The sequence below is a fragment of the Pseudomonas shirazensis genome, from assembly GCF_050496565.1.
GTDB lineage: Bacteria > Pseudomonadota > Gammaproteobacteria > Pseudomonadales > Pseudomonadaceae > Aquipseudomonas > Aquipseudomonas shirazensis_A.
Genome location: NZ_JBNWAE010000001.1, coordinates 83,631 through 109,825, shown reverse-complemented (window position 1 = coordinate 109,825; position 26,195 = coordinate 83,631). Strand labels below are relative to the sequence as shown.

General features: G+C 60.9%; 19 protein-coding genes. 14 read left to right on the top strand and 5 right to left on the bottom strand.

Annotated elements, in window-relative coordinates:
• Positions 1–8: 8 nt before the first annotated feature.
• Complete coding sequence (locus ACQZ2L_RS00445) at positions 9–1,811, bottom strand: acyl-CoA dehydrogenase (protein ID WP_430324284.1); 1,803 nt, start codon at positions 1,809–1,811, stop codon at positions 9–11.
• Positions 1,812–2,976: 1,165 nt separating this feature from the next.
• On the opposite strand from ACQZ2L_RS00445, the gene ACQZ2L_RS00440 reads away from it, so the two are divergent.
• Together ACQZ2L_RS00440 and ACQZ2L_RS00435 are read left to right on the top strand one after the other, a co-directional pair.
• On the top strand, positions 2,977–3,219 hold the full coding sequence (locus ACQZ2L_RS00440; RefSeq protein ID WP_314876878.1) for a hypothetical protein: 243 nt from the start codon (positions 2,977–2,979) through the stop codon (positions 3,217–3,219).
• 15 nt (positions 3,220–3,234) lie between these two features.
• The gene (locus tag ACQZ2L_RS00435; protein WP_430324283.1) at positions 3,235–3,501 is read left to right on the top strand and encodes a DUF3077 domain-containing protein; all 267 of its coding nucleotides are present in this window, start codon (positions 3,235–3,237) and stop codon (positions 3,499–3,501) included.
• Between the two features lie 479 nt (positions 3,502–3,980).
• Here ACQZ2L_RS00435 and ACQZ2L_RS00430 read toward each other — a convergent pair whose 3' ends face one another.
• Together ACQZ2L_RS00430 and ACQZ2L_RS00425 are read right to left on the bottom strand one after the other, a co-directional pair.
• On the bottom strand, positions 3,981–4,871 hold the full coding sequence (locus tag ACQZ2L_RS00430; protein WP_430324282.1) for a DMT family transporter: 891 nt from the start codon (positions 4,869–4,871) through the stop codon (positions 3,981–3,983).
• Between the two features lie 14 nt (positions 4,872–4,885).
• Positions 4,886–5,758: an aspartyl/asparaginyl beta-hydroxylase domain-containing protein gene (locus tag ACQZ2L_RS00425; protein ID WP_430324281.1), complete on the bottom strand. Its 873-nt coding sequence runs from the start codon at positions 5,756–5,758 to the stop codon at positions 4,886–4,888.
• A 105-nt stretch (positions 5,759–5,863) separates the two neighbouring features.
• Between ACQZ2L_RS00425 and ACQZ2L_RS00420 the strand changes: the two genes are divergently transcribed.
• Positions 5,864–6,760 (top strand): LysR substrate-binding domain-containing protein, encoded by an 897-nt coding sequence (locus tag ACQZ2L_RS00420; RefSeq protein WP_430324280.1) that lies wholly within the window; start codon positions 5,864–5,866, stop codon positions 6,758–6,760.
• Positions 6,761–6,845: 85 nt separating this feature from the next.
• Here ACQZ2L_RS00420 and putA read toward each other — a convergent pair whose 3' ends face one another.
• Entirely contained in the window at positions 6,846–10,799 is a 3,954-nt protein-coding gene (putA, locus tag ACQZ2L_RS00415) for a trifunctional transcriptional regulator/proline dehydrogenase/L-glutamate gamma-semialdehyde dehydrogenase (RefSeq protein ID WP_430324279.1), read from the bottom strand.
• Positions 10,800–11,156: 357 nt separating this feature from the next.
• On the opposite strand from putA, the gene putP reads away from it, so the two are divergent.
• The 9 genes from putP (at position 11,157) to ACQZ2L_RS00370 (ending at position 21,909) form a co-directional block, all read left to right on the top strand.
• Positions 11,157–12,632, top strand: a complete 1,476-nt coding sequence (gene putP / locus ACQZ2L_RS00410; protein WP_430324278.1) for a sodium/proline symporter PutP — start codon at positions 11,157–11,159, stop codon at positions 12,630–12,632.
• A gap of 154 nt (positions 12,633–12,786) precedes the next feature.
• Entirely contained in the window at positions 12,787–13,623 is an 837-nt protein-coding gene (locus tag ACQZ2L_RS00405; RefSeq protein ID WP_103435820.1) for a 23S rRNA (adenine(2030)-N(6))-methyltransferase RlmJ, read from the top strand.
• 182 nt (positions 13,624–13,805) lie between these two features.
• On the top strand, positions 13,806–15,563 hold the full coding sequence (locus ACQZ2L_RS00400) for a carbamoyltransferase family protein (RefSeq protein ID WP_101315830.1): 1,758 nt from the start codon (positions 13,806–13,808) through the stop codon (positions 15,561–15,563).
• On the top strand, positions 15,547–16,677 hold the full coding sequence (locus tag ACQZ2L_RS00395; RefSeq protein WP_430324277.1) for a glycosyltransferase: 1,131 nt from the start codon (positions 15,547–15,549) through the stop codon (positions 16,675–16,677). The genes ACQZ2L_RS00400 and ACQZ2L_RS00395 overlap by 17 nt, the downstream gene beginning before the upstream one ends.
• A complete protein-coding gene (locus ACQZ2L_RS00390; RefSeq protein ID WP_430324734.1) occupies positions 16,677–17,573 on the top strand; it encodes an antimicrobial resistance protein Mig-14 in 897 nt (298 codons plus the stop codon). Before ACQZ2L_RS00395 ends, ACQZ2L_RS00390 begins: the two co-directional genes overlap by 1 nt.
• A 2-nt stretch (positions 17,574–17,575) precedes the next feature.
• A complete protein-coding gene (locus ACQZ2L_RS00385; RefSeq protein ID WP_430324276.1) occupies positions 17,576–19,003 on the top strand; it encodes a PIG-L deacetylase family protein in 1,428 nt (475 codons plus the stop codon).
• Entirely contained in the window at positions 19,000–19,956 is a 957-nt protein-coding gene (locus ACQZ2L_RS00380) for a glycosyltransferase (protein WP_103435822.1), read from the top strand. Before ACQZ2L_RS00385 ends, ACQZ2L_RS00380 begins: the two co-directional genes overlap by 4 nt.
• Before the next feature lie 29 nt (positions 19,957–19,985).
• Positions 19,986–20,753 carry a glycosyltransferase family 2 protein gene (locus ACQZ2L_RS00375; protein ID WP_430324275.1) on the top strand — a complete coding sequence of 256 codons (768 nt, stop codon included), beginning with the start codon at positions 19,986–19,988 and terminating at the stop codon, positions 20,751–20,753.
• Positions 20,746–21,909: an O-antigen ligase domain-containing protein gene (locus ACQZ2L_RS00370; RefSeq protein WP_430324274.1), complete on the top strand. Its 1,164-nt coding sequence runs from the start codon at positions 20,746–20,748 to the stop codon at positions 21,907–21,909. Before ACQZ2L_RS00375 ends, ACQZ2L_RS00370 begins: the two co-directional genes overlap by 8 nt.
• 170 nt (positions 21,910–22,079) lie before the next feature.
• Here ACQZ2L_RS00370 and ACQZ2L_RS00365 read toward each other — a convergent pair whose 3' ends face one another.
• Positions 22,080–22,718, bottom strand: coding sequence for a toluene tolerance protein (locus ACQZ2L_RS00365; RefSeq protein ID WP_430324273.1), 639 nt, complete (start codon positions 22,716–22,718; stop codon positions 22,080–22,082).
• A gap of 113 nt (positions 22,719–22,831) precedes the next feature.
• Between ACQZ2L_RS00365 and msbA the strand changes: the two genes are divergently transcribed.
• Together msbA and hldE are read left to right on the top strand one after the other, a co-directional pair.
• Entirely contained in the window at positions 22,832–24,634 is a 1,803-nt protein-coding gene (msbA, locus tag ACQZ2L_RS00360; protein ID WP_430324272.1) for a lipid A export permease/ATP-binding protein MsbA, read from the top strand.
• A 127-nt stretch (positions 24,635–24,761) separates the two neighbouring features.
• Positions 24,762–26,183, top strand: coding sequence for a bifunctional D-glycero-beta-D-manno-heptose-7-phosphate kinase/D-glycero-beta-D-manno-heptose 1-phosphate adenylyltransferase HldE (gene hldE, locus ACQZ2L_RS00355; protein ID WP_430324271.1), 1,422 nt, complete (start codon positions 24,762–24,764; stop codon positions 26,181–26,183).
• Positions 26,184–26,195: the final 12 nt, after the last annotated feature.

The window sequence follows — 26,195 nt, the reverse complement described above, 5'->3', positions numbered from 1 at the left end:
GGCTCCCCCTAGAACCACCCTTCGTGCATGCTCAGGCAGGTGTCATCGCGGGCCTCGAGCAGTGCCAGCTCAGTATGGCAGCCCGGTACTTCCCAAGTCAGGAAATAACGCGCTGCCTGCAACTTGCCGCGATAGAAGTCGTGGTCGGCCGCCGCGCCAGTGATCAGCCCGCGCTCGGCATGCAGCGCCTGCTCCAGCCAGCGCCAGCCAATCACGCAATGGCCAAATACCTTGAGGTACAGCGCCGAGTTGGCCAACGTCAGGCTGACCTTGCCCGCCGCCATGTCGCCGAGCAATGCCAGGGTGACGGCCTGCAGGCGGTTGACCAGTTGCTCAAGCGGCTGGCGCAGCTCATCCAGCGCCGGGTGATGGCTGGCACGTTCGGCGGTTGCAGCCATCAGGCGAATCAGCTGCTTGAGCCCGGCGCCGCCGTTGTGCGCCAGCTTGCGCCCGAGCAGGTCGAGCGACTGGATGCCATGGGTGCCCTCGTGGATCGGGTTCAGGCGATTGTCGCGGTAGTACTGCTCCACCGGGTACTCGCGGGTATAGCCGTGGCCGCCAAGAATCTGGATCGCCAGCTCGTTGGCCTTCAGGCAAAACTCCGAAGGCCAGGATTTGACGATCGGCGTCAGCAGGTCGAGCAATGCCTGGGCCTGCTGGCGCTCGCTGTCGCTGGGCGCGGTGTGGGTATCGTCGAACAGGCGCGCAGCATACAGGCCCAGATCGAAGGCCCCTTCGACGTAGGCCTTCTGCGTCAGCAGCATGCGCTTAACATCGCTATGGGCAATGATCGGCACTGCCGCGCTGAGTGGGTCCTTGTTGTCCGGCAGGCGCCCTTGCGGCCGCTGGCGGGCGTAGTCCAGCGAGTACAGATAACCGGCATAGCCAAGCATCACCGCACCCATGCCGACGCCGATCCGCGCCTCGTTCATCATCTGGAACATGCAGGCCAGGCCCTGATGCGGCTGGCCGAGCAGGTAGCCGACACAGTTGCCCTGATCGCCGAAATTCAGTGCCGTCGAGGTAGTGCCGCGCCAGCCCATCTTGTGGAACAGCCCGGCCAATAGCACATCGTTGCGCGGGCCCAGGCTGCCATCGGCATTGGCCAGGTACTTGGGCACGATAAACAACGAAATGCCCTTCACCCCAGCGGGTGCATCCGGCAGTTTCGCCAATACCAGATGAACGATGTTCTCCGACAGCTGATGGTCGCCGCCGGAGATGAAAATCTTGTTGCCCTTGATCCGGTAACTGCCATCGCCAGCCGGCTCGGCGCGGGTACGGATATCCGCCAGAGACGAGCCGGCATGGGGTTCGGTCAGGGCCATCGTGCCGAAGTAGCGCCCCTCGATCATCGGCTGCAGGAACAAGCGCTTCTGCTCGTCGCTGCCGAAACTCTCGATCAGGTTGGCGGCGCCCATGGTTAGGAACGGGTAAGCCGTGGTGCCCGCGTTGGCGGCCTGGAAGTGAGCGAAGCACGCTTGCGAAAGCAGGCTCGGCAACTGCATGCCACCGGCCTCGAAATCGCGGTTGGCATTGAGGAAACCCGCATGCAAAAAGGCATCGACCGCAGGCTTCACCTCGGCAATCAACTCGGCCTGGCCATCGACGTAGCGCGGCTCGTTTTCGTCGGCCTTGCGGTTGTGCCCGGCGAAGTACTTCTCGGCGATGGTGCGCGCAGTGGTCAGCGCTGCATCGAAGGTTTCCCGGCTGTGCTCGGCGAAGCGCGGGCGCTGGGTCAGGGCCTCGGCGTCGAGAACTTCGTAGAGCTCGAAAGCCAGGTTGCGGGAGCTGAGCAGGGTTTCGGACATGCTGGCGGGTCCAGTGGCGAGGGCGTAGGGCGAGTCTAGGAACGAGGAGCGGCTGAGGCCAGCATCATTGATTGAGGTGATGGTGTGGGGGAGGGGTGGCGAATCGATCAGGCGGTTAGCACGTATCGGAAACCTCCTACGGCTTTTTGGGAGTTAACGCTAGTGTGGGTCAGTTTTGTTGCGCACGTTTCCATCGTGCTCACTTGCTTACTTTTTGCATGGGGTGGTCGGCTTGGCTGGTACGTGGCAATGCTGCAGTTACCGTTTCGACTCGTTAAGGCACCTTCTGTGTCGATCCTGTTGGTGGTGCCGCTGCTGATCCCTGGCATGAGCCCTTGGCTGTGGTTGGGGCTGTGCTTGGTGTCCGAGGGTCTGAAGGGGGTGAGTCTGTGGTGGTTGCTGCGCACGGCGAAGGCATCCTCTCTGGTCGCGAGGTCATGAATCGGTCGAAAAAAGCGGTCTGGTTTGAGCACCTATTTAAGGTTTCCCCATTCCTTGGCCAAGGCGCTGATGGATGATGTCAAGTTGGGAGTGCGGCAGTGATTGCGCTGGCGTTGCGTGAGTGGGCGGTGGCTAGGCGTGGATTGGTGTAGCTGCTGCTGGTTTTGGGGCCGCTTTGCGGCCCTTTCGCGACACAAGGCCGCTCCTACAGGACCGCCTTCTGTCGGAATACTTGGTCCAGACACCTCGTCCCGCCGCCGTGCGCGGTCACCTGTAGGAGCGGCCTCGCCGGGGCGCCGGACCGGTCGGAAAGGGCTGCACAGCAGCCCCAATACAGGCGACGCCGACCTCGAGCCAGGCAATGTTCATCTGGCAAGTTGTCTCTATAAAAAAGGAAAGCTGAACGGTCGAGCTGGGTCAGCTCTTCACGCTGGTTTATAAGAATTGCCCTCTTCCTTGTAGTCCATTTCCCAAACATACTCCCAGCCCCCTTTGGGCCATTGCGGTGATCTGGGTTGCGCCTTAGGCTCTGGCGGTCGTTGCAGATCAACGACTAGCTTTGACAGGCTGACGATGACTTACCGCATGCTCTTGCCGTTTATGGCAGCTGGGCGTGGGGCACCTCGTGTGCGCCGGATTAGTCCTCGCCGGTCTGTCAACCCACGTACAGCTGCCACCCACTTGTTTGACAGCAGGAAGTGGTAGTTCCATTGAGGGCTATACCATGCTGAAGATTGTCCCCGATCCGCCTCGCAGTGCCCATTTCCTCGAAGACACCATTATCCAGGCCGCAGAGCACGCCCTGTGCGCGCAAGCCGTTGCGCAGCAGGCAGTCCTGTTACAGCCCCGGTCGCAGGTAGCGATTCTGATGACCAGTTCGCTGCATGAGCTAGAGACGGTGCGAGTGCTGCTTGAAACGGTGCTGGCGCAGATCCAGATGCCGCTTGAGTCGCAGACGCAGCACTGAATCAGGGAGAGTGCGATGGATACTGAAGAGACAACACCCACCACCGTAGGCAAGACCCGCTTCTATCAAGGCGTCGGGCAGACTCAGCCGTTGTTCTGCATCGAGCCAGGCATCCCTTGCCAACACGCGCGCGAGCAGGCTTCGGAGTTGATGGGCTGCGTGCGTGACCTGACCATCAGCGGGATTTTGGATGACAACCCACAGCTGATCTGGGCTTCGCATTACTTGAGCGCGTTGGCCAAGGCGCTGATGGATGATGCCGAGTTGGGGATGCGGCGGTGATTGCGTTGTTGCGCCAGCGGCCTGTTATCAGGCGGATGCTGGTGTAGCTGCTGCTGGTTTTGGGGCCGCTTTGCGGCCCTTTCGCGACACAAGGCCGCTCCTACAGGAACCGTGTTCAGTCGGAATACACGGTCCAGACACCTAGTCCCGCCGCCATGCGCGGTCACCTGTAGGAGCGGCCTCGCCGGGGCGCCGGACCGGTCGGAAAGGGCTGCGCAGCAGCCCCAATACAGGCGACGCCGACATAGAGTCAGGCGGTAGTCACCAGGTTGAATTTGCTACTCAGTAGTCAGCAGGTGTAAGTGCCACGTGGCTCTAGTGTGTTGCCTCTGGCACGCAACCAGTTTTATTTGATCTGATGTCTCGGATTTTCCTTCTACCGTGTAGTCCATTTCCCAAACCGGCGCTCCACTGGCTCAGCCCATTGCGGCGAGTTGCGTTGCGAACTACGATCTACTGGTGGGGTTGAAGGAGAGCTATTATTTTTCGGGTGTGGATACGCCCTGCTTAGCTTGCGTCGCTCCAAAGCCCTTTACCGCTACCATGACCAAACAAGCCCCCAGTAGGGTCAACCAATTAATCTTGTTGCCAAATGCAAGGTAGTCCATTGCCATGGTTATGACGGGGACCATATAGAAGAGAACACCCACTTTGCTGGCGGAATTTCTGGCGAGCATCTTGAATAGCAAGACAACAGCGAGCGTGGATACAACCGTGGACATCCATAGTGCCGAAGCGACAAATGTGGGTGTCAAGCTCAAACGTATATCCGTAAACGGCAGCACCGTCAGGAAAGTGACCGAAGCAATTAGGGCGTGATAAAAAGCGGCGGTCATGGGATTGATCGGGGTATTTTTTTGCAGAACCGCACCGGCCGTTATGGCGAGCACCGACCCCAAACCAAAGAGTAGTCCTATGGCAGTTATCGAACCTAGTTCACGGGCGCCGAGTAGCGCGATCGTCAGGCCTGATAACCCCAACAGAAGATATAGGCTACCAGCCCTGCCAACCCGTTCGCTGGCAAAAATTGGGGTGAGGAGAGGTTGGAATCCGAGGATCAGCGCGAGTACCCCAGGCGACATGTGATGGTTCAAAGCAAGGAAGTAGGCTGCTTGATAAGCTACTTGTAACAGTAGACCGATACCCATCACTCGAATCAAAAGGGCTTTTGGTAATAGCAGGCTCTCTTTCAGCTTGTAATGCGGCGCGGTCAGCCAGCAAGCAATGAGCAAGGCCAGCACCGCGCCAACAGAGCGAATTGTAAGAAAAACAGAGACTGACGCATCCTCGAGACCGAGCTTTACGAAGATAGCTCCGCTGCTCCACATCAGTAGAAAAGCCAAGGGATAATATTTTTCTGCTGTGGTCATAGCGGAGCTCACGATTAGGCGTTCCAGTCGTTTATTGCATAGCGCTGACCAATATCCCTCTGCTCGATGAGATAGCGGCGCAGCCCGACAGCCTTGTCAATTATTTCCAGGTTGTCGGCTTGCCTAGCGGCGCTGATGATCCAGTCATAGCAGGATGAGACTGGAAGGTCATAGATAAAATGGTACTTTGATAATGCGAATACAATGTCTTTGAAGGTATGGCGATTTATGATTTTTGATGTGGCGGAAATGATCTCCGATACGTGAGTTGTGTGTAGCGGCTGGCGCTCGATATAAGTGGTGTGGCAATCAAAGTCAACAGCGGCTTGAGCTTCAAAAATATCGGTGTCGACGAAGGCATCTTCAAACATGAAGTCCAAGCAGAGAAACATACGGCTATGTAATCCAAAATTTACTGCTGCATGGCTTATTCCGGCATCAAGGTACCAGACTTCGCCTGCCCTCATTTGGAACACACCGTGCTCGTCAGAATGGAAGGATTCGTCATTGTCCTCAAGGGCAACAAAGACCCTGAAATATTTGGTTTCCTGGCCAAGTTCCACGAAGTCGCGGTGCGGTATAACCAGTCCGTCAACGAGGCTCCTGGCGCGAATCATCCTGAGATTATCGAATTTAAAGTGTGTGTGGATAAATTCACGAAGGTGCAAGCATGCCAATGCATGCTCAGTAGGTAGGCAGTGGTCTGTGCTCCTGTACTGAGTGTCGGAGGCGTCACCGCTCGCGTTATAGATGGATAAGTTCTTCCAATAGCCTTGTCCAAACTCATCGTACTCTTCAGGCTGCTTGGTTACTGAATTGAGGTGCTTGATGTCCCTGGTTAAGTTGTAATTCCGGAGATCGATTTTCCCGATGATTCTAGACGGCATACTATAGCTCCATTTGAGAAGCCCGCATGCTAAGTCATTGATTGATGAAGTGATCGCTAATAATTATGATGCAACCCATCTCGGAATGTGATGATAGAGCTTCGAATGAACCTTGATATGAATCAGCTACGCACATTCGTGACAGTGGCGGAACTCAAGAGCTTTTCCAGAGCTTCGGAAAAGCTGTGTCGCGTCCAGTCAGCCGTGAGCCAGCAGATCCAGAAGCTTGAAGCGCATCTAGGCGCAGACCTGTTTGTCAGGGGCAAGAAGGCGTTGGCGTTGACGCCCAAAGGCGACGAGATGCTTGTTCATGCTGTCAGAATTCTGGAGATGAATGATCAAGCCGTAGCCACCATGACTGATATGCGCTACAAGGGGCAGATCAAGGTTGGTACGTCTGATACCTACGTCTCCAGTTTTTTCTCGGATATTGCCAAGCGGTGTGCTGCGCGTTTTCCTGATATGGAGATTGAAGTGCACTGTGGTTACAGTGGCCAGATTTGGGAACGCTATCAGTCCGGCGAGCTTGATGTAGTGCTGACGCAGGGCCGGCCTCCGGCTGTGTCGTCAGAGCTGCTTCATTCTGAAGAGCTTAAGTGGGTCTGCGCTAAGGGCAGCAATGCCTTGGCACAAAACCCGGTGCCCTTGGCGCTCTTCACCAAAGGCTGTGGCGACAGGGACTTGATATTGCAAGCTCTGCAGCGTGTTAAAAAGGCCTATCGAGTAAGTTACAACAGCACCAGTTATGCAGGTGTTGTCGCGGCATTGAAATCAGGGTTCTACGTGTCTGCAGTCTTGATGAGTACCGTTGACGAAGACTTTCAAGTCCTGACAGCGGTTGATGGCTTTCCAGTGATAGGTAACCTGGATATCACGCTTGCTTATCATGATAAATCCAAGGGCTCGCTTTCCAGTGCCTTTGCCGATGCTTCCAGAAGTTACTTTGGCTCCATGAGCGCCAGCGGTGTTTTGGCGGAACCCAAAGCGGTACGGTCCCAGTGATCTGTTCGTCGGCTAACGCACCGTTCTGAAGTCATAAAAAAAGGAGAACCGAAGCTCTCCTTTTTTGCTTACTGCCGTATCTGCATCAGCCGATCGTCATCAAGCTCGCGTTACCCCCCGCCGCAGCGGTGTTGACGCTCACTGCACGCTCGATCACCAAGCGCTCCAGGGCAATCTGCTGATCGCCGCTGGACAGCCCGTGCACGCCGACAATCGCCCCGGCACGCTTGGCCACCTGCTCGCACACGGCGCGCAGCTGGTCCGAGTGGCCGTGGTGGATCACTGCATCGAACGCCACTTCGTCCTTGGTCCAGTCCGCTACCAGCTTGACCTTGCCTTGCAGCTCTTTAGGCAGGCGCGCACGCAGGCTCTTGGCCGGCTCGCCGTCGACGCATACCGCCGAGCTGCCAACCGCCAGTACCGCAGCCAATTGAGCCAGCAGGTCAGCTTCATTGTCCGCCAGGCACAGCACATGCTCGCGCGGCAGGATGGTGTAGCTGTTGCGCTCGCCGGTCGGGCCCGGCAGCAGGCGGGTGATGCCGCTCTGCGATTGCTCTGCGAACTGCTCGCAAAGGCTGGCCAGGTCGCTCAGCTGGTTGCTCTCGGCCCAGGCTTTGAGGCTGTGCAGCGGCTTGATCAATTGATCGCGCAGGACGCTGTCGACCTTGCTGGCAGCATCGGCCTCCTTGAACTGGCGGGCCACGGCGTCGACCGGGCGGGTCGACAGCAGGCGGTACAGGTACAGCGGGCCGCCGGCTTTCGGGCCGGTGCCGGACAGGCCTTCACCACCGAATGGTTGCACGCCGACCACGGCACCGACGATGTTGCGGTTGACGTACATGTTGCCGGCGTTGACGGTATCCACAACCTTGGCGATGGTTTCGTCGATGCGGGTATGTACGCCCAGGGTCAGGCCGTAGCCGGAGGCGTTGATCTGCTCGAGTAACTGGTCGAGGTTGCGGCGGTTGTAGCGCACTACGTGCAGTACTGGGCCGAAGATCTCGCGCTTGAGCTCGTCGAAGCTGTCCAGCTCGATCAGGGTTGGCATGACGAAGGTACCGCGCTTGCACTCGGCAGCATCGGCGATGGCCACCTGGTACACGGCGCGGCCTTTTTCGCGCATGGCCTGGATGTGCTTCTCGATACCCGCCTTGGCTTCAGCGTCGATCACCGGGCCGATATCCACCGACAGGCGCTCCGGGTTGCCCTGGCGGTTTTGGGCCATGGCGCCCTTGAGCATTTCGATCACGCGGTCGGCGGAATCTTCCTGCAGGCACAGCACGCGCAGGGCCGAGCAGCGTTGACCGGCGCTGTCGAACGCCGAGGAAACCACGTCGATCACCACTTGCTCGGTCAAGGCCGACGAGTCGACGATCATCGCGTTCTGTCCGCCGGTTTCGGCGATCAGCGGGATCGGCCGACCCTGAGCATCCAGACGACCAGCGATATTGCGTTGCAGCAGGCGGGCGACTTCGGTCGAGCCGGTGAACATCACACCTTTGACTCGCTCGTCACCGACCAGGCCGGCGCCGACGGTTTCGCCGCGGCCTGGCAGCAATTGCAGCACACCTTCAGGGATGCCGGCTTCGAGCATCAAGCGCACCGCTTGCGCAGCGATCAGCGGGGTCTGCTCGGCAGGCTTGGCCAGCACCGGGTTACCGGCAGCCAGGGCCGCGGCAACCTGGCCGCTGAAGATCGCCAGTGGGAAGTTCCACGGGCTGATGCACACCACCGGGCCGAGTGGGCGGTGGGCGTCGTTGCTGAAGTTGTTGCGTGCCTGCACCGCGTAATAACGAAGGAAGTCCACCGCTTCGCGGACTTCGGCAATGGCGTTGGCGTAGGTCTTGCCGGCTTCACGTACCAGCAGGCCCATCAGCGGCTGGATCTCGGCTTCCATCAGGTCGGCGCTGCGCTCGAGGATCGCTGCACGCTCGGCTGGCGGCGTCGCTTGCCAGATAGGCGCAGCGTTCAGCGCGCACTGGATGGCGTTGTCGACATCAATGACGGTGGCTTCCTGCACATGACCGACGACGTCGCGATGATCGGACGGGTTGATCAGTGCCGTGGCAGCTTCCTGGCTGCTGGCGCAACCCAGCATCGGTGCGGCCTTCCACTCGGTGTGAGCGGTTGCCAGCAGCGCGCAGGATAACGACGCCAGGCGGTGTTCGTTGGCCAGGTCGATACCGGCCGAGTTGGCCCGCTCGCTGCCATACAGGTCGCGCGGCAGCGGGATGCGCGGGTGCGGCAGGCCGATGCTGCCTTCCTGGGCCGCCATCTGCTCGATGTTGGCGACCGGGTCGGAGACCAGCTCTTGAATCGAAATCGAGTGGTCGGCGATGCGGTTGACGAACGAGGTGTTGGCGCCGTTTTCCAGCAGACGTCGCACCAGGTAGGCCAGCAGCGTTTCGTGAGTACCGACCGGGGCATACACCCGGCACGGACGGTTCAGCTTGCCATCGGCAACTTTGCCCACCACTTGCTCGTAGAGCGGCTCGCCCATGCCGTGCAGGCACTGGAACTCGTACTGGCCCGGGTAATAGTTCTGCCCAGCGATATGATAGATGGCCGACAGGGTGTGGGCGTTGTGGGTAGCGAACTGCGGGTAGATGGCTTCTGGCACCGACAGCAGCTTGCGTGCGCAGGCAATGTAGGAAACGTCGGTGTACACCTTGCGGGTGTAGACCGGATAGCCTTCCAGGCCTTCGACCTGGGCGCGCTTGATCTCGCTGTCCCAGTAGGCGCCCTTGACCAGGCGGATCATCAGACGGTGGCGGCTGCGCTTGGCTAGGTCGATGACCGAGTCGATCACGTACGGGCAACGCTTCTGGTAGGCCTGGATGACAAAGCCGATGCCATTCCAGCCTGTCAGCGATGGCTCGAAGCACAGGCGCTCGAGCAGGTCCAGCGACAGCTCGAGACGGTCGGCTTCTTCGGCGTCGATGTTCAGGCCGATGTCGTACTGCTTGGCCAGCAAGGTCAGCGACAGCAGGCGCGGGTACAGCTCGTCCATCACCCGCTCGTACTGCGCGCGGCTGTAGCGAGGGTGCAGGGCGGAAAGCTTGATCGAGATGCCCGGGCCTTCATAGATGCCGCGGCCATGGGAGGCCTTGCCGATCGAGTGGATCGCCTGCTCGTAGGAGGCCAGGTACTTCTGTGCATCATGCTCGGTGAGTGCGGCTTCACCGAGCATGTCGTAGGAATAGCGGAAGCCTTTGGACTCGAAGCGGCTGGCGTTGGCCAGGGCTTCGGCGATGGTTTCGCCGGTGACGAACTGCTCGCCCATCAGGCGCATGGCCATGTCGACGCCCTTGCGGATCATCGGCTCGCCGCTTTTGCCGATGATGCGCGTCAGCGACGACGTCAGGCCGGATTCGTTGTGGGTCGAGACCAGCTTGCCGGTCAGCAGCAGGCCCCAGGTCGCGGCGTTGACGAACAGCGACGGGCTGTTGCCCAGGTGCGGGTGCCAGTTGCCGGTGCTGATCTTGTCGCGAATCAGCGCGTCACGGGTGCCTTTGTCAGGGATGCGCAGCAGGGCTTCGGCCAGGCACATGAGTGCCACGCCTTCCTGCGACGACAGCGAAAACTCCTGCAGCAGGCCCTGAACGATACCGGCACGACCGCTGGCGCTCTTCTGGTTACGCAGCTTCTCGGCGATGCCCGAGGCGAGTTTGTTGGTAGCCTCGGCCTGGGCTGTGGTCAGCCGCGCCTGCTCCAGCAGCATCGGCACCATTTCCTGCTCGGGGCGACGGTAGGCCGAAGTGATGGCGGCACGCAGTACCGATTGCGGCAGGATGCTTTCAGCGAACTCGAGGAAGCATTGATGGCTATGCTCAGGCTGTAGCTCGCCGGCGTCGTCACCGAGGTTGGCGCCATGGCCATTGATTTCATGCAGGGTCGCGCCACCCTCGAGCTTCTCCAGGTAATTGAAGATAGCCTGCTTGATCAACCAGTGCGGCGTGCGGTCAATCGACTGCGCAGCTGCCTTGAGTCGCTCACGGGTAGGGTCATCGAGTTTGACCCCAAGGGTGGTCGTCGCCATTTCTTATCCTCATTATTGCCACTTGCTGTGGCTTTAGCTGAGGCCAAGATTAGCGCTAGCGAATTGCGGGTGCAACCTGGTGCAACCCGTTTTTTTGCAGTTTGAGGTGCAACTCGTCTGGCACGTGATTTCAGCTCGTCGAGCTGCTCGATAATGGTGCGTTTTCCCTTGATAAACGCGGCGTTTGCGACAAAAGTGTCTAAAAGCGACGTTTTGTGTGTAAACGCATTTCAGGGTGCAACTGGCAAATGAAAAATGGTTGCACCCGGTTCATGTTGTTGCATAGCATGCGCCGCCTGGGTGCAACCGCTTTGTCGGCAGGTTGCATGAAATAAAAACAAACGCCAGGGCACAACCATGGGCAATCCACTGACGATCACCTTCGTGGTCTACATCGCAGCAATGGTACTGATCGGCTTCGCCGCCTATCGCTCCACCAACAACCTTTCCGACTACATTCTCGGCGGGCGTAGCCTGGGTAGCGTCGTTACCGCGCTGTCCGCAGGTGCATCCGACATGAGCGGCTGGCTGTTGATGGGCCTGCCGGGCGCCATTTACATGTCCGGCTTGTCCGAAGCCTGGATCGCCATCGGCCTGACCGTTGGTGCCTACCTGAACTGGCTGTTCGTGGCCGGCCGTCTGCGTGTGCAGACCGAGCACAACGGCGACGCGCTGACCCTGCCGGACTACTTCGCCAGCCGTTTTGAAGACAAGAGCGGGCTGCTGCGGATCATCTCCGCGATCGTCATTCTGGTGTTCTTCACCATCTACTGTGCCTCGGGCATCGTCGCCGGTGCCCGGCTGTTCGAAAGCACCTTCGGCATGTCGTACGAAACCGCGCTGTGGGCCGGCGCTGCTGCGACCATCGCCTACACCTTCGTCGGTGGTTTCCTGGCAGTGAGCTGGACCGACACCGTGCAGGCCTCGCTGATGATCTTCGCGCTGATCCTGACGCCGATCATCGTGCTGATCTCGACCGGCGGCTTCGATACCACCTTCCTGGCCATCGAAGCGCAGAACCCGGCCAACTTCGACATGTTCAAGGGCGCGACCTTCATCGGCATCATCTCGCTGATGGGCTGGGGCCTGGGCTACTTCGGCCAGCCGCACATCCTCGCGCGGTTCATGGCTGCCGAGTCGGTCAAGTCGATCGCCAATGCTCGTCGTATCTCGATGACCTGGATGATTCTGTGCCTGGCCGGTACTTGCGCCGTGGGCTTCTTCGGTATCGCCTACTTCTCGGCCAACCCTGATCTGGCGGGCCCGGTCACCGAGAACCACGAGCGTGTGTTCATCGAGCTGGCGAAGATCCTGTTCAACCCATGGGTTGCCGGTGTCCTACTGTCGGCCATTCTGGCGGCGGTGATGAGCACCCTGAGCTGCCAGCTGCTGGTCTGTTCCAGCGCCCTGACCGAAGACTTCTACAAGACCTTCCTGCGTAAAAACGCTTCCCAGGTCGAGCTGGTCTGGGTCGGCCGGATGATGGTGCTGGCCGTGGCGCTGATCGCCATCGCCCTGGCAGCCAACCCGGAAAACCGCGTGCTTGGCCTGGTGGCGTATGCCTGGGCTGGCTTCGGTGCTGCGTTTGGTCCGGTAGTGCTGCTGTCGGTGCTGTGGAAGGGCATGACCCGCAACGGCGCGCTGAGCGGTATCGTCGTTGGCGCCCTGACCGTGATCTTCTGGAAGCAACTGGACACCGGCCTGTACGAAATCATCCCGGGCTTCCTGTTTGCCACCATCGCCATCGTGCTGGTGAGCAAGCTGGGTGCGCCGACTTCGAGCATGGTTTCGCGCTTCGAGAAGGCTGACGAGGCTTACCACATCGGTAAGTAATGTTGCCCTGATCGCTGTATGACAAAGCCCGCGTCTTTTCAGGCGCGGGCTTTTTCTTGCCCGTTGCAAGGCAGGCCTGCAGTCGCCTGGCGCATACGCAGGCCTGACGGCTCCAGCCTGACAAGGTAAACTTGCCGCCTGCGCAGGAGTTGCCATGAACTATCGTCACGCCTTCCACGCCGGCAACCATGCCGACGTCTTCAAACACATCGTGCTGACCCGCCTCATCGCCTTGATGTCGCGCAAGGAGCAGCCGTTCGCTTACATCGACACCCACGCCGGCCTCGGTCTGTACGACCTGCACGGCGACCAGGCGAGCCGTACCGGTGAGTACCTGGAGGGCGTTGCCCGGCTGTGGGGTCGTGACGATCTGCCCGAGATCACCGCCGACTACCTGCGCGTGATCAAGCGTCTGAATCCAGAAGGTGAGCTGCGCTACTACCCGGGCTCGCCCGAGTTGGCGCGCCGGTTGATGCGTCAGCAGGACCGTGCGCTGTTCAACGAAAAGCACCCGGAAGACGGCCCGCTGCTGCGCGAGAACATGAAAAAGGACCCGCGCGTTACCGTTCATCTGGGTGAAGGCTGGCATGTGCCGCGGGCGCTCCTGCCAGTGCAGGAAAAGCGCGCGATCATGCTCATCGACCCGCCGTTCGAACAGGCCGACGAGCTCAAGCGCTGCACCGTTGCGGTCAAGGAAGCGATCGGGCGCATGCGCCAGACGGTGGCGGTGATCTGGTACCCGATCAAGGACCAGCGCTTGCTGACTCGCTACTATCAGGACCTGACCAGCACCGGCGCGCCGAAGCTGCTGCGCGCCGAGCTGTATGTGCATCATCAGGACAGCCCGCAGGGTTTGAACGGTTCCGGCCTGGCGATTGCCAACCCACCATGGGGCCTGGAAGAAGAGCTGCGCGAACTGCTGCCGCTGCTGGCCAAAGAGCTGGCCCAGACTGACGGTAGCTGGCGCCTCGATTGGCTGATTGCCGAGTAGGCACAGTGTACTTCGCGGTGTCGCGCAGATTCTGGGGCCGCTGCGCAGCCCTTCCGCGACACAAGGCCGCTCCTACACAGGGGGCGGTGCGCGAGGGAGCTTTGCGTTATAATCCCGCCCTTTAGCCGCCGTCCGCCCATGAGGCCGACCGCGCATCTCTACCGAATGAAGAGGCTAGACCCTTGGCATTGACGATTCTTGGCCTGTCCGGCGCCCTTAGCCATGACCCTTCCGCGGCCCTGTACATCGACGGCAAGCTGATTGCCGCCGCCGAAGAAGAGCGCTTCGTGCGTGACAAGCATGCGAAGAACCGCATGCCCTACGAATCGGCGAAGTTCTGCCTGGAGCAGGCCGGCATCAAGCCGTCGGACGTCGATGTGGTCGCCATCCCGTTCGCCCCGATCAGCCTGTTCGGCAAGGCTCGCTGGCACTACGCCAAGCGTTACTGGTACGCCCCGGACCGCGCCCTCGACGCGCTGCTGATGGGCAACCGTCGCTACAAGCGCTATCGCAACAAGATCGTCTGGTGCCTCGAGCAACTCGGCTTCGATCCGAAAAAGATCAAAATCGAGCCGGTCGAGCACCACCTGGCGCACGCCTCCAGTGCTTACCACTGCTCGGGCTTCAAAGAAAAAACCGCGATCCTCGGCATCGATGGCAAGGGCGAATACGCCACGACCTTCTTTGGCTACGGTGAAAACGGCAAGATCCACAAGATCAAGGAATTCTTCGATCCGGACTCGCTCGGCGGCCTGTATGGCGCGATCACCGAGTTCCTCGGCTTCGAAATGCTCGACGGCGAGTTCAAGGTCATGGGCATGGCGCCATACGGCGATGCCAGCAAATATGACTTCTCCCGCCTGGCCAGCTTTGAAAACGGCGAGCTGGTGATCAACACCGAATACGCCAACGTCATCGGCCTGCGTCGCTATAAAGAGAAGGGCAAGGGTTTCTACTTCTCGCCAAAACTGATCGAGTGGCTGGGTCCCAAGCGCGAAGGCGATATCGCCGACGAACCGTACATCCACTACGCGGCGAGCATGCAGGCGCTGTTCGAGAAGCTTGCGCTGCAGATGATCGACCATTACCTGGGCGACATCCTCAAGCAGACCGGCAAGCTGGCCTTCGCTGGCGGCTGCGCGCTGAACGTCAAGCTCAACCAGAAGATCATCGCCCGCCCGGACGTCAAGGAGCTGTTCGTACAGCCGGCCTCCGGTGACGCCGGTACTGCGGTCGGCGCTGCTGCCTACGTGTCGCACGCCCGTGGCGTCCCGGTCGAGAAGATGGAGCACGTCTACCTCGGCCCGTCGTACTCCAACGAAGACGTGATTGCCGCCTGCGCTCGCCATCCGAGCCAGCCGCAGTGGCGCAAGCTGGACAACATGCCCGAGCAGATCGCCAAGATCATGGTCGATGGCAACCCGGTGGCCTGGTTCCAGGGTCGCATGGAGTTTGGCCCGCGCGCGCTGGGTGGTCGTTCGATCATCGGCTGCCCAAGCGTTGCCGGGGTGGCCGACCGGATCAACCACCAGATCAAGTTCCGCGAGCGCTGGAGGCCTTTCTGCCCATCGATGCTCGACACCGTTGCACCGCAGATGATCAAGATCGATCACCCGGCACCGTTCATGACCTTCACCTTCGAAGTGTCGGATGAATGGAAAACCCGTGTACCGGAAGTGGTCCACGAGGACGGCACCTCGCGTGCCCAGGTGCTCAAGCGCGAATACAACCCGCGTTACTACGACATGATGAAAGCGCTGGAAGACCTGACCGGCAACGGCGTGTCGCTGAACACCTCGCTGAACCGTCGTGGCGAACCGATGATCTGCTCGCCGACCGACGCCTTGAACATGTTCTTCGGCTCGGACCTGCAGTACCTGATCATGGAAGACATCCTGGTCGTGAAGGATGGCGCTGCGCCTTATGACCAGCCGCTCTGAACCGCGCATTCTGCAGTTCTGCCATGGTTATGACGGGCCGTTTCTCGACTGCGCCCGTCAGTACGCCAGCCTGTTTCAGGGGCGCGGTTATCAGGTCACCACGGTGTTTCTCACCGGCAAGGCCGATCCGCAGGTAGCCGCGGGCTGTGCTTCGGACGAAGTGCTGTTTCTCGAATTCAGCTCCAAGGCCGTGCGCGGCCTGAAGCTGGGTGCGATACGTGCGCTGCGGCGGATCGCTGCCGAGCGCAACTTTGCCCTGTGCATCGCCCACCGCTTCAAGCCGATCTATGTCGCCTTGCTGGGCACCAACTTGCCGGTGATCGGCGTGCATCATGCGTTCGGCGACTACCAGCGCAAGAGTCGCCGGCTGTTCGCCAACCTGTTCCGCCAGCGCCTGAGCCTGCTCGGCGTGTCCGACGCAGTGCGTGACGACATGCGCCGCTGCCTGACGCAGTGGCCAGCCGAGCGTATCCAGACCCTGTACAACCGCATCGACGTCGATGCACTGCAGGCGAGCCTGGTGCCGGCTGAAGAAGCCCGGCGGGTGCTTGGCCTTGATCCACAGGCGTGGATCGTTGGCAACGTCGGTCGGCTGCACCCGGATAAAGACCAGGCGACCTTGCTCAAAGGTTTCGCTCAGGCCTTGCCGAATCTGCCTGCCGGCGCGCGTCTGGCAATCCTCGGTACGGGTCGCCTGGAGCCACAGCTCAAGGCCCAGGCGGTCGAACTGGGCATTGCTGCTCAGGTCGACTTTCTTGGCCAAGTGGCGGATGCGCGGCGCTATTTCAAGGCGTTCGATGTATTTGCGCTGAGCTCCGATCATGAGCCGTTCGGCATGGTCCTGCTTGAGGCCATGGTCGCCGGCGTGCCGGTATTGGCCACGGCCTGTGGCGGTGCCCGCGAAGTGGTTGAGGGCGTTGGCATGCTGTTCCCGCTGGGCGATGCCGGGCAATTGGCCCAGGGCCTGGAGCATATGGCCAAGCTGGATGAGCAGCAGCGTCAGGCGTGTGCCGAGCACATGCTGCAACGCTTGCGCGAGCGGTTCAGTGACCAGGCCGTCGCCGAGACTTTCTGGCGGTTGCCGCAAGCGCAGGCGTTGGCGGTGCAGCAGTGATCTTCAACCGCATCCCGGCCGTGCGCGAGCGCGGCTGGAAGGTCATCGATGCCGCCGCCTACGCCGAGACCTGGCAGCGCTTCGGCGGCAGCGTCGCCACCCATCCGCGGGTGCTCGAACAGTTGGCTGAGCTTGCGCAGATCCCGGTGCGCTATCTGGGGTGGGAGCAGGGCGGTGAATTGCAGGCGGCCATTCCGACCTGGGGTCGCCACCTGGCGCTGTCCAAGGACGTGCTCAAACGCCACGGCAAAAAGGGCCTGTTCGACCTGGGCAACGCCGAACTGATTCTGCCAGCGTCCAGCACTGCCGAGGCGCCGCTGCGGCATGCCGGGCGCTACCTGTCAGAGCTCAACCACGGGCGTTTCAGCGGCCTGCAGGGGCAAACTGAACAGTTGGCCATGGCCCGCGCGCCGGAAGATCTGTCGAAGAAGTTTCGCTACAACCAGCGCCGCGAACTGCGCCTGCTGGAAGAAGCCGGCGGGCAGGTGCAGCCGATCAGTGACTTTACCTCGGCGCAGATCGCCAGCATGTATTGCGACCTGTTCCAGCGCCGCTGGGGCTTCGCCGCCACCGGCGCTCAGCACATGCCTGAAGTGCTCGAACGCCTGCGCGAGCTGTTGATCGGTTCGGTGGTATTGCTTGAAGGTGCACCGATTGCCATCCAGCTGATCTACCGTGTCGAGGCCCCGGAGTGGGTCAGCGTCGAGTACGTCAACGGCGGCGTCGACCCCGAGACCAAGGCGTTCAGCCCCGGTAGCGTGCTGAGTTTCCTCAACACCCAGGCCGCCTGGGAAGATGCCCGCGCGCGCAACAAGGCCCTGCGGTTCTCCTTCGGTCGTGCTGACCGGGAGTACAAAGAGCGTTGGTGCACGCCGGTGCCGGTGTATCAGGTCTGATCATGAGCGCACGCAAGCAGCAGTTACTCAATCGTCATCGCAAGCGCAAACGGCTGGTTGTGTTGGTGCTGTTGTGCGTTCTGTTGCTGTCGGGCTTGTGGCTGTGGTGGCTGCCGCCGGTACTGGCGCTGCTGCTGTGGGTCGGCCATGAAGCCTGGTTTTCCGATCACCTGTTCTACGTGGCCGCCAGTGATTACGAGTACGATCTGCAAGGCTGCGCGCGTTATCCGTTGCACAGCCGTGACGGCCTGCTGACGCTGCCGCAAGATTGCGTACTGGATGCCAGCCAGACCGTGCTGCTGCGGGTGCAACTGCGCGCCAGCTGGCTGGGGCGGCTGCTTGACCCTGTCGTTGTCATCGATGGCGGCAACGGCGACAAGCAAACCTTCGAGCGCGGCGCCAAGGGCGTGCGCTACCTGAATCTCAGTGGTCAGCAGGCTGCGTTGGCTGCGGGGCAACTGCGTTTGCGCGGGCGCCACTGCCGGCTGGCAGCGGAGATGGAGCTGCTGGTTATCGACCACGGCGACTACCTTGCCGGCACCCTGATGGTGATCGCGCCACATGCCGATGATGCCGAACTGGCAGCCTTTGCAGCGTATGCCCAGGCCGAGCAGAGCTGGATCGTCACCCTGACCGCGGGCGAGATTGAAAACGAGTACTACCGCGACACGCTGGCGCTGGATACCGTGCAGGCGGCCCGGCTCAAGGGCGAGCTGCGCAGTTGGGACAGCGTCGCCGTGCCGCGCTGGGCCGGGGTGCCGTCGACGCAAAGTGTGCAACTGGGTTACTTCTGCATGCAATTGAGCGCGATGCAGGCCGATCCCCAGGCAGCAGTGGCATCCCGTGAAGCTGACCTGGCTGACACGCTACCGTTTCGCCGCTTCAACGAATGCACCTTGCAAAGCGACGCCCATGGCCAGCCGACCTGGGAGGCACTGGTGGCTGACCTGCGTGAGCTGATCGAGCGCGCGCGACCGGACACCGTAGTGCTGCCGCACCCGCAGCTCGACCCGCATCCCGATCACGTCTGCGCCCACGACGCACTACGCGAGGCGCTGGCCGCGTGCGAGTGGCAGCCGCAGACCCTGCTGCTGTACGCCAACCACCTTCATGACAACGACCGCTGGCCGATGGGCGAGGCGGGTGACGGCGTGGCCTTGCCGCCGATGTTCGAGGCGCAGCCGGGGATGTGTCCATGGGCGCTGCAGGTCACCTCTGAGCGACAGAGGCAAAAGGCCATGTCTTTGGCTATGATGCACGACCTGCAGCCGCCGGCGCCGCTCAAACGGCGGGTTCGGCGCTTGCTGCAACAGTATCTGGCGGGTCGCCGTTGGCCGCTATTTGGTAAAAACGAGTTCTTCCGTAAGGCAGTGCGTCGCCACGAACTGTTTTGGGTCGAGACACTGGTCGACAAGAGTAAACCACAGTGAAAGTCCTGTTTCTGGTCCAGAAAGAGCAGCGCGCCATCCTTGATCGGCTGTATGAAGGCATCGCCGCCAGTTGTGAATGTGATATCCGCTGGCTGACCGACGCCGAACAGGATGACCTGCGCGGGTATTTCAAACAGCATGTGCAGGTCGAGCAGTACGACCGCATCCTGTTCTTCTTGCGCTTCAAGAAAGAAATCCGCCAGGTTCGCTTCATCAGCCAGATACCCAATCTGGTCATCCTGGAGCACGATGCCTACCAGAACTACATCCCCTGCAAGTACACCGGCAAGTTCAGCGCGCATTACCGCCGCCTGCCGTGGGCGCGGGTGATCACCTCTGGCGCGGTGGTCACCCGCCGTCTGCAGGACGAAGGCTTTGACGCGGTGTTCGTGCCCAAGGGCTATGACCAGGCGCTGCTGCGCAACGAAAACCGTGAGCGCGATATCGAACTGGCGTTTGTCGGCAGCCTGCGCAGCGTCGCTTATTCCGGGCGCAAGGCCATGCTCGACTCGTTGGCCGAGGTGGAAAACCTGGTCATCACCCGTACCAAGTCCGGCGAAGAGTACAGCCAGACCCTCAGCCGCATTCGCTACTTCGTTAGTGCCGATGTCGGCATGGGCGAGTACATGATCAAGAACTTCGAAGCCATGGCCTGTGGCTGTGTGCTGTTCGCATACGATCAGGGTGATGAAGAAAACCGCGCCCTGGGCTTTGTCGACATGGACAACATCGTGCTGTACCGCGACCTTGCGCAATTGCGCGAAAAGCTCGCGGTGCTGCGTGCCGACAGCGCCTTGGCCGAGCGTATTTCACGCAATGGCCAGGCACTGGCAGAGCAGCGCTTCAGCTTCCACGCCATCGGCCAGGCGATCGTCGAGGCCATGCGTCCCCCTTTGCGTCAGCGTGACAACCCGGGCCCGTGGCAACGTCTGCGTCGCGCCCTGGGTCTATAACGCCCGACCCTAAACCATCGAGGACAACCATGCTTTTCAGTGAAAGCAGCGAAATCACGCTGATGGTGACCAGTTGCGGTCGGTTCGATCTGCTCAAGCGCACGCTCGAGACCTTCGACCGCTTCAACACCGCGCCCATCCGCGAGGTGTTCATCACCGAAGACGCCGGCGACGAAGCCGTGCGCGAGTGCATCCCCGAACATTGGCGTGCGCACACGACCTTTATCGTCAACAACCCGAAGCTGGGCCAGTTGCGCTCGGTTGACGCCGCGTACGCGCAGATCAAGACGTTCTGGGTGTTCCACTGTGAAGATGACTGGGCGTTCTACCGCCCGGGCTTCATCGAAGACTCCATGGCCCTGCTCGAAGCTGATCCACAGGCCTTGCAGGTCTGGCTGCGCAGCTTCGCCCATGACCTGCAGGTGCACAGCCCGTACGTATTCCTGCACGAGCGTCAGGTGCACGCCGGCATCCCGTTCTACCAATTGGGTTCGAACAAGCCTGAATGGCAGGGTTTTTCCTTCAACCCGGGCCTGCGCCGGCTGGCTGATTATCAGGCGCACGCACCGTATGCCTCGCATTCGGGCGAGAAGAGCCTGTCGCGGCTGTATGCCGACGCCAATCGCTACGCACTGATTCTTGAAAACGACGCTGTATTGCACACCGGTTTCGGTGAGCACGTGGAAATGCCCGAAGAGAAGGTCAAGAAGCTTCGGCGCAAGCGCATGGAGCGCGTCAGGCTGGTGGCTGCGCTGGTGCTCGGTCTCGTGCTTGGGTGGGTGCTCACGTATGTTTGAAAAGATTGGCAAGCAAGGTGCGATGAGCCGGCAGTATTTTGCTGCAGCGGTGATCGTGTTCCTGCTCAGTTACGTATTGCTGGCGTCTGCGAAGTGGACCAATAACATCTTCTATGCCTTTGTTGCTTTGCCTGGCTTGGTCTTCCTGATCAAGGAACGCGGGGCTGGAGTGTTTTCGCACAAGCTGGGCTGGGCCTGGATGCTGTTTCTGCTCTGGTTTCTGGTGCCTGCAGTGGTTGCCGGAAACGGTCAGTTCTATAAGCACATCCTCTACGTGGCGTTGTTTGTATTCATAGTCGGCGGCCTGCTCAATCCAGAGGTGTTCCGCTCACAGGCGTTCGCTCGAGCGCTGTTTTGGGTGCTCTGCCTGTATATCTATGGCTGCGCTGCGTATCTCTACCTGTCGGGGGAGTTCGCCTTCGGCTCGCGGGTGGCCCTCCTGCCTGCGCGTCTTGCCAATGTGATCTATGCCAGTGTCTGGCTGTTCTGTGCACTTGCGTTGGCCATGCCAGCCTGGATCAGGGGTCGCCGCTGGGTCGAGGCGTTCTCTGCTGTTGTGCTGTCTCTTGTAGCGGTCAGCTTTGTGCTGCAGACGCGAACTGCCCTGGTCGGTGCTGCATTCCTGTTCGCCGCATGGGCGTGCTACGCGCTTTGGCGCTTCCCCCGAGTCGCTGGGCTTGGGCTGCTGGCCTGCGCCGTATTGGGTGGTGTTGGGCTGTGGCTGGCCAAAGACGCGCAGTGGTTTCATAACCTGTTCGTACGCGGTGACTCGTATCGAATCGAGTTGTTCCAGGTCATGGTCGGCGAGTGGCGCAATTGCGGCTGGTTGCTTGGCTGCGGCGTGGAGTTCCATACCGACAAGCTGCTCAGCGGTGTGATGCCGATCCAGCATCCGCACAACATCTTCGTCGCAATGGGCCTGTATACCGGTGGCATTTCGCTGGTGCTGTTCGTGATTGTCATGGCCATGACCCTGATCGAGGCGATTCGCCTGCGTGATCCGTGGGGTATGTACCTGGCGTGCGCGCTGGTGATGCTCAACTTCGATGGCAGCAAGCTGATCGGCAACCCGGATGAGCTGTGGCCGCTGGTGTTGTTGCCGGCAGCGATGGTGTTGGGCAGGGTTGTCCAGCAGCAACAACGCTCGCGCTGGTAACGGATCAAAAGCTTGCGCGGTCCCCGTAGGAGCGGCCTTGTGTCGCGAAAGGAGCGCGTAGCGGTCCCTCGATTTGTGTACCACCGCAAGATTGCCGGGGCCGCTACGCGGCCCTTTCGCGACACAAGGCCGCTCCTACACGCCGCGGTGAGTTCAAGGCCTGCGCGGTCTCAGGCCAGAACCCTGGTCAGCTCTTCGCGGCTACACAGCTGCTGGGCGGCCAGGTAGCCGTCGACAAAGCTGCTGTCGCCGGCGTCGAGCAGCCACTGGCGGTCCTGCGGATAGCGCAGCATGTGCTTGAAATTGCGCAGCCGCTGCGACTTGCGCAGCGGCCGGCGGAAGATGCGCAGGTCGGCGATGTCGATCAAGCCCAGTTCACCCTCAGGCGTGAGCACCACATTGCCCATGTGCGCCGAGCGGAAGTACACCCCACGCTCGTGCAGAATCGCAATGAACCGGCCCAGTTGCGCACGCAATTGGTCGTGATCAGCAGGCTCCGCAAGCACCTGACGCAAGGTCTGCCCAGGCAGCGGCGCATAGTGCGCGGCATCGCGCTCGATCGCGCTGATACGGTACACCGCCTTCACCACTGGACACGGAATCTGCCGCTCCTGCAGGTGCCGACAGTTGTCGGCAAAGCGCTGAGCATACGGATACCACGCGGCAGAGCTGAGCAGGCGCTTGCGACGAAACAGCTTGAGCATGCTGCCATCGGCCAGGCGCAGGACCTTGTCGCCGGTGCCATCGGCTTCGAGCACAGTGGCGCCTTCGCGCAGTGCGAGATAACGTGCCTGTTCAAGCGCTTGCATCAAGTCTCCAGAGTGTGGCCAAGGGCAGGGCAGCCGCCTATCTTACCTGCAGCAGACGGTCGGCAACACCGCGTGTGGTATAATCCCGACTCTTTTTCACCCGACGGATTGTCATGACAGTTCCCGAATCGTCCGCGCCCTCGAGCCTGAAGATCTATTTCCGCCTGCTCAGCTATGTGAAGCCTTATCTCGGCATCTTCATGCTCAGCATCCTCGGCTTCGTGATCTTTGCTTCGACCCAGCCCATGCTGGCCGGCATCCTCAAGTATTTCGTCGACGGCCTGAGCGATTCTCAAGCCGTGCTGTTCCCCTCGGTGCCGTACCTGCGTGACCTGAAACTGCTGCAGGCCGTGCCGCTGCTGATCATCCTGATCGCCGCCTGGCAGGGCCTCGGGTCGTTCCTGGGTAACTACTTTCTGGCCAAGGTCTCCCTGGGCCTGGTCCACGACCTGCGCGTCGAGCTGTTCAACAAGTTGCTGGTGCTGCCCAACCGCTATTTCGACAGCCACAACTCGGGCCACCTGATCTCGCGCATCACCTTCAACGTGACCATGGTCACCGGCGCTGCCACCGATGCCATCAAGGTGGTCATCCGTGAAGGCCTGACGGTGGTGTTCCTGTTCGCCTACCTGCTGTGGATGAACTGGAAACTGACCTTGGTGATGCTGGCGATCCTGCCGATCATCGCGGTTATGGTCAGCACTGCCAGCAAGAAATTCCGCAAGCAGAGCAAGAAGATCCAGGTCGCGATGGGCGATGTGACCCATGTCGCCTCCGAGACAATTCAAGGCTACCGTGTGGTGCGCAGCTTCGGCGGCGAAGCCTACGAGCAGCGCCGTTTCAGCGCGGCCAGCCAGAGCAACACCGACAAACAACTGCGCATGACCAAGACCGGCGCGCTGTACACGCCGGCGCTGCAATTGGTGATCTACACCGCCATGGCGTCGCTGATGTTCCTCGTGTTGTTCCTGCGCGGCGACGCCTCGGCCGGTGATCTGGTGGCCTACATTACTGCTGCTGGCCTGTTGCCCAAGCCGATTCGTCAGCTTTCCGAAGTCAGCTCGACCATCCAGAAAGGCCTGGCCGGCGCCGAGAGTATCTTCGAGCAGCTCGACGAGCCTGCTGAAGTGGACGCCGGCACGGTTGAAAAGGACCGCGTCGAGGGTCGTCTGGTGGTGCGCAACCTCAGCTTCACCTACCCCGGTACCGACCGCCAGGTGCTGAACGACATCAGCTTCACCGCCGAGCCTGGGCAGATGATCGCGCTGGTCGGTCGCTCCGGCAGTGGCAAGTCGACCCTCGCAGCACTGATCCCGCGCTTCTATCACCACAATGAAGGGCAGATTCTGCTCGATGGCGTGGAGATCGAAGAGTACAAGCTGCGCAACCTGCGCCGGCATGTCTCGCAGGTCACCCAGCACGTCACCCTGTTCAACGATACCGTCGCCAACAACATTGCCTACGGCGATCTGGCAGGTGCTCCGCGCGAGGCCATCGAGGCCGCTGCCGCCGACGCCTACGCCAAGGAATTCGTCGATCAGTTGCCCAAGGGCTTCGACACCGAAGTCGGCGAGAACGGTGTGCTGTTGTCCGGCGGCCAGCGCCAGCGCCTGGCAATTGCCCGCGCCTTGCTGAAAAACGCCCCGCTGCTGATTCTCGACGAGGCCACTTCGGCGCTCGATACCGAATCGGAGCGGCATATCCAGGCCGCGCTGGATCATGTGATGCAAGGTCGCACCACGCTGGTCATCGCCCACCGCTTGTCGACCATCGAAAAGGCCGACATGATCCTGGTCATGGACCAAGGGCGTCTGGTCGAGCGCGGTACTCACGCCGAACTGCTCCAGGCCAATGGCCATTATGCCCGCCTGCACGCGATGGGCCTTGATCAGCCTGAGAAAGTCGACATCACCTGAGTCGGCTGTTGCGGGGCCGCTCCGGCCCCGATTGTCACTGGAATTGTCCGGGCCGGCTTGGCGCTAAAGCCATCGTCTGGCCTGTGCTAATATCCTGCCCCTGTTAATTTTTCCATATGGGTTGCCCATGAAGTTGTCCATGCCGAGTTTCGATCAAGCCCCGGTGTTGGTGGTCGGCGATGTCATGCTCGACCGCTACTGGCATGGTGGTACTTCACGTATTTCCCCTGAGGCGCCGGTGCCTGTGGTCAAGGTCGAACAGATCGAAGACCGTCCCGGCGGCGCGGCCAACGTGGCCTTGAACATTGCCGCCCTGGGCGCCCCGGCCTCGCTGGTCGGTGTGACCGGCCAGGACGAAGCGGCCGAGAGCCTGAGCAACAGCTTGCAGGCTGCGGGCGTACGCTCGATGTTCCAGCGCATTGCCCACCAGCCGACCATCGTCAAGCTGCGGGTCATGAGCCGTCATCAGCAACTGCTGCGCATCGACTTCGAAGAACCGTTCGCCACCGACCCGCTGTCATTGGGTGTCGAGGTTGAAAAGCTGCTGGATGGGGTCAAGGTGTTGGTCCTGTCCGACTACGGCAAGGGCGCCCTGAAAAACCACCAGAGCCTGGTCCAGGCGGCGCGTGCCCGCGGTATTCCGGTATTGGCCGACCCCAAGGGCAAGGACTTTTCGATCTACCGCGGCGCGAGCCTGATCACGCCCAACCTGAGCGAGTTCGAAGCCATTGTCGGCCGCTGTGTCGATGAAGCCGACCTGGTCGGCAAAGGCCTGCAATTGATGCAGGAGCTGGACCTGGGTGCATTGCTGGTGACCCGTGGCGAACACGGCATGACCCTGCTGCGCGCCGACCACCCGGCGCTGCACCTGCCGGCCCGGGCCCGTGAGGTGTTCGACGTCACCGGTGCCGGCGACACGGTCATTTCGACCCTGGCCGCCGCTATCGCTGCGGGCGAAGACCTGCCCCATGCCGTGGCCCTGGCCAACCTTGCCGCTGGCATCGTGGTCGGCAAGCTCGGTACTGCCGCTATCAGCGCCCCTGAGCTGCGCCGCGCGATCCAGCGCGAAGAGGGCTCGGAGCGCGGCGTGTTGACCATCGAACAGTTGTTGCTGGCGATCGACGATGCGCGCGCGCACAACGAGTCGATCGTGTTCACCAACGGCTGTTTCGACATCCTCCATGCAGGCCACGTGACCTACCTGGAGCAAGCCCGCGCCCAAGGCGATCGCCTGATCGTCGCCGTCAACGACGACGCCTCGGTCAGCCGCCTGAAGGGGCCTGGCCGCCCGATCAACAGTGTCGACCGGCGCATGGCAGTACTCGCAGGCTTGGGTGCAGTTGATTGGGTCATCAGCTTCCCGGAAGGCACTCCAGAAAACCTGCTCAGCCAGGTCAAGCCTGATGTGCTGGTCAAAGGTGGCGACTACGGCATCGATCAAGTGGTCGGCGCCGACATCGTTACCAGCTACGGCGGGACGGTTAAAGTGCTTGGCCTTGTGGAAAACAGCTCAACCACTGCAATAGTGGAAAAGATCCGCAAGAACTGAAAAAGGGCCGCT

Excerpts from the sequence above, each read along its gene's own strand:
- ACQZ2L_RS00445 (WP_430324284.1), bottom strand. The coding sequence starts at position 1,811 with ATGTCCGAAACCCTGCTCAGCTCCCGCAACCTGGCTTTCGAGCTCTAC.
- ACQZ2L_RS00440 (WP_314876878.1), top strand. The coding sequence starts at position 2,977 with ATGCTGAAGATTGTCCCCGATCCGCCTCGCAGTGCCCATTTCCTCGAA.
- ACQZ2L_RS00435 (WP_430324283.1), top strand. The coding sequence starts at position 3,235 with ATGGATACTGAAGAGACAACACCCACCACCGTAGGCAAGACCCGCTTC.
- ACQZ2L_RS00430 (WP_430324282.1), bottom strand. The coding sequence starts at position 4,871 with ATGACCACAGCAGAAAAATATTATCCCTTGGCTTTTCTACTGATGTGG.
- ACQZ2L_RS00425 (WP_430324281.1), bottom strand. The coding sequence starts at position 5,758 with ATGCCGTCTAGAATCATCGGGAAAATCGATCTCCGGAATTACAACTTA.
- ACQZ2L_RS00420 (WP_430324280.1), top strand. The coding sequence starts at position 5,864 with ATGAACCTTGATATGAATCAGCTACGCACATTCGTGACAGTGGCGGAA.
- putA (WP_430324279.1), bottom strand. The coding sequence starts at position 10,799 with ATGGCGACGACCACCCTTGGGGTCAAACTCGATGACCCTACCCGTGAG.
- putP (WP_430324278.1), top strand. The coding sequence starts at position 11,157 with ATGGGCAATCCACTGACGATCACCTTCGTGGTCTACATCGCAGCAATG.
- ACQZ2L_RS00405 (WP_103435820.1), top strand. The coding sequence starts at position 12,787 with ATGAACTATCGTCACGCCTTCCACGCCGGCAACCATGCCGACGTCTTC.
- ACQZ2L_RS00395 (WP_430324277.1), top strand. The coding sequence starts at position 15,547 with ATGACCAGCCGCTCTGAACCGCGCATTCTGCAGTTCTGCCATGGTTAT.
- ACQZ2L_RS00385 (WP_430324276.1), top strand. The coding sequence starts at position 17,576 with ATGAGCGCACGCAAGCAGCAGTTACTCAATCGTCATCGCAAGCGCAAA.
- ACQZ2L_RS00375 (WP_430324275.1), top strand. The coding sequence starts at position 19,986 with ATGCTTTTCAGTGAAAGCAGCGAAATCACGCTGATGGTGACCAGTTGC.
- ACQZ2L_RS00370 (WP_430324274.1), top strand. The coding sequence starts at position 20,746 with ATGTTTGAAAAGATTGGCAAGCAAGGTGCGATGAGCCGGCAGTATTTT.
- ACQZ2L_RS00365 (WP_430324273.1), bottom strand. The coding sequence starts at position 22,718 with ATGCAAGCGCTTGAACAGGCACGTTATCTCGCACTGCGCGAAGGCGCC.
- msbA (WP_430324272.1), top strand. The coding sequence starts at position 22,832 with ATGACAGTTCCCGAATCGTCCGCGCCCTCGAGCCTGAAGATCTATTTC.
- hldE (WP_430324271.1), top strand. The coding sequence starts at position 24,762 with ATGAAGTTGTCCATGCCGAGTTTCGATCAAGCCCCGGTGTTGGTGGTC.